This window comes from uncultured Campylobacter sp., from assembly GCF_937949835.1.
GTDB lineage: Bacteria > Campylobacterota > Campylobacteria > Campylobacterales > Campylobacteraceae > Campylobacter_B.
Window position 1 is genome coordinate 1 of sequence record NZ_CALEDC010000030.1, and the last position, 2,998, is coordinate 2,998.

Annotated in this window: 3 protein-coding genes; 2 read left to right on the plus strand and 1 reads right to left on the minus strand. The window is 44.5% G+C overall.

All coding sequences use genetic code 11. The features are described 5' to 3' along the window. Positions 1-541 precede the first annotated feature (541 nt). Positions 542-1,177: an endonuclease III gene (gene nth, locus Q0256_RS00665; RefSeq protein ID WP_297959088.1), complete on the minus strand. Its 636-nt coding sequence runs from the start codon at positions 1,175-1,177 to the stop codon at positions 542-544. A gap of 105 nt (positions 1,178-1,282) precedes the next feature. Here nth and Q0256_RS00670 point away from each other — a divergent pair, with 105 nt between their 5' ends. Both Q0256_RS00670 and fbaA read left to right on the plus strand, forming a co-directional pair. After that, positions 1,283-2,092: a peptidyl-prolyl cis-trans isomerase gene (locus Q0256_RS00670; RefSeq protein WP_297959090.1), complete on the plus strand. Its 810-nt coding sequence runs from the start codon at positions 1,283-1,285 to the stop codon at positions 2,090-2,092. 14 nt (positions 2,093-2,106) lie between these two features. Further along, positions 2,107-2,998 (plus strand): class II fructose-bisphosphate aldolase (gene fbaA, locus Q0256_RS00675; RefSeq protein ID WP_297959092.1); only part of this gene is annotated, 892 nt, incomplete at its 3' end.

Sequence of the window (2,998 nt, forward strand, 5' to 3'; positions counted from 1 at the left end):
TGTTAAAATTTGACTTGATAGGCTATATGCCTTATCTTCGTCAAATTTTAACTTCAAAACCCCAAAAATCATCTCAAAATACTTCGCCTTTAAATTTTTGCGGTGACCTGTCTTTTTCCTTTATATGTCGTTGGAAACTCGGTCGGCTTCGGTCACGTATTGCGTATACGCTCCCTCGCCTCCGTCGTTTCCGCCTAGTCTAAAGAAAAAATACTTCGCCTTTAAAATTTTGTAGTGACCCTTCTTTTGAGCGTCTTTATAGAAATTACGCTTGCGGCGTCGCTACGCTGGTTTTGAAAGAAATTTGAAAATTTTAATCTGCGACGGGCTTTATTCCTAGTCTTGATTAAAATTTCTGCACAACTTTCAAAATCATCTTGCGATACTTAGCTTTAGCTTCTTGCATTCAAATTTAATTTAAAATTTGCAGTGATTTTTATAAAACACAGATCATAATAAACACAGCTACCAAGAATCAAAATTTTAAAATTCCGTCAAATTTAAGCCCGTAAATTTAAGCTCGCATCTGCAGGCTGAAATTTTACGGAAAATTCTTATCCTTGCTGTGGCACAGCTCGTTTAAAAAGCACTCCTTGCAGTTTGGCTTGATCGCCTTACAGGTGTAGCGGCCGAAAAGCACCATGCCTTGGTGCAGTTTGCCAAGATCCGTCTTAAAAGCCTCGCTTAGATCGCGCTCCGTAAGCTCGGGCGTCTTTGCACGGCTCAGCCCCAGGCGATGCGCGACGCGAAATACGTGCGTATCCACCGCCATCACATTTGCGCCCGCGCCCTCTAAAAGCACGACATGAGCGGTCTTTTGCCCCACGCCCGCAAGAGATTTGAGCCCCGCTTCATCAAGCGGCACGACGCCGTCAAAGTCGCTAACCACCGCCTGCGCCATTTTGATTAAATTTACCGCTTTGTTGTTGTAGAAATTGCACGAGCTAATTAGCAGCTTTACGCTTGCCAGATTGGCCTTTGCGAGCTCCTCAACGCTAGGAAATTCCGCAAAAAAGCGCGGCGTGATCAAATTTACCCGCTTGTCGGTACACTGCGCGCTAAGCATCACGCAGACCAAAAGCTGATAGTTATCTTTAAATTTCAGCTCGCTACGCTCTTCTGCAAAGTTTTGCAGAATTCTCTTTTTTATCTCTAAAATATCTTTTTTACTTCTCATTTGCATTTCCTCAAGGCGGAATTCTACCCTAAAATTCTAAAGTACAGTTTGATTGTTAACAACTTTGAGTTATAATCGCCGTTAAAATTTTTTTAAGGAATTATGATGAAAAAAGTTTTATTTACAGCACTTAGTTTGGCTGCCGCTATCAGCCTTAACGCTACCGTTTACGCTACCGTAAATGGCAAAGACGTAACCGAAAAGGAGCTTGCTCCGCTACTTCAAGGCATAGGTAACGTAGATATCGCTGCTCTTAACGCGGATCAAAAAAAGGAGCTTATCGATAAAGGCATCGATCTGATGCTGCTAACGGATGAAGCTAAAAAATCGGGCGTTATGGATGAGGATGTTTATAAAAAAGAGCTTGAAATCGTAAAAGATAACTTAGCGCTTCGTGTATGGCAGGCTAAAGAAGCCAGCAAAATAAGTATCGACGATAAAGAAATAGCCGATTTTTATAACAAAAACAAAGCGCGCTTTACTGAGCCTGCGAGAATCAAAGCGGCTCAGATCGTCGTTAAAACCGAAGCCGAGGCAAACGATATTATTAAGCAGTTAAAAGGGCTTAGCGACAGTGCACTATTTACTAAATTTGCAGAGCTTGCCAAAGCTAAATCTATCGATCCGCAGGCTAAACAAACCGGCGGCGAGCTAGGCTGGATGCCTAGCGATCAGGTCAAGCCTTTTGCCGATGCGATCTCTAAGATAAAAGATGGTCAAATCACTACTAAAGCGATTAGAAGCAGGGTTGGATATCACGTCGTGTTAAAAGAGGAGTCTCAAGCTAAAAAGCAGTTAAGTCAAAGCGAGGCAAAGCCTTTTATTGAGCGCGTGCTTAGACAGCAAAAAGCGGCGAAAGTAGTCGAGCAAAAAGCGGCAGATCTTCACAAAAACGCTAAAATCGAGTATAAATAATATAGGAGCTAAAGATGGGCGTTTTAGATATAGTAAAACCGGGCGTTTTAAGTGGCGATGACGTAAGTAAGGTCTATGCGTATGCGAAGCAGCAGGGCTTTGCGATCCCTGCGGTAAACGTAGTGGGATCAAATTCCATAAACGCCGTCTTGGAAAGCGCTAAAATCGCAAATTCGCCCGTAATAATTCAGTTTAGCAACGGCGGCGCAGCGTTTTATGCGGGCGCTACTTGCCCTAATGCCGCAGTTTTAGGCGCTATTGTAGGCGCACGTCAAGTGCATGCTCTGGCAGCTCATTACGGCGTTGCGGTGATTTTGCATACTGATCATGCCGCGAGGAAGCTGCTTCCGTGGATCGACGAGCTCATTAAAGCCAACGCCGAGAATAAAAAAGCTCACGGCGCGCCGCTTTTTAGCTCGCACATGCTCGATCTTAGCGAGGATGATTTGGAGCTAAATTTAGCGACCTGCGAGAAGTATTTGGAAATTTTAAGCGATCTTGGAATTTCGCTTGAGATCGAGCTTGGCGTCACAGGCGGCGAAGAGGACGGTGTCGATAATACCGGCGTCGATAACGCGCGGCTTTACACTCAGCCCGCAGATGTCGCGCTTGCCTACGAACGACTTGGCAAAATCAGCGATAGATTCAGCATTGCAGCGAGCTTCGGCAACGTCCACGGCGTGTATAAGCCGGGCAACGTCGTGCTGAGACCTGAAATTTTAAAAAATTCACAAAAATTCGTCCGCGAAAAATTTAATCTGCAATCCGAAAAGCCTGTAAATTTCGTCTTTCACGGCGGTAGCGGTAGCGAGCTAAAAGATATCAAAAATGCTGTAAGTTATGGCGTTATCAAGATGAACATTGACACCGATACTCAGTGGGCTTTCTGGGACGGCGTGCGTGAGT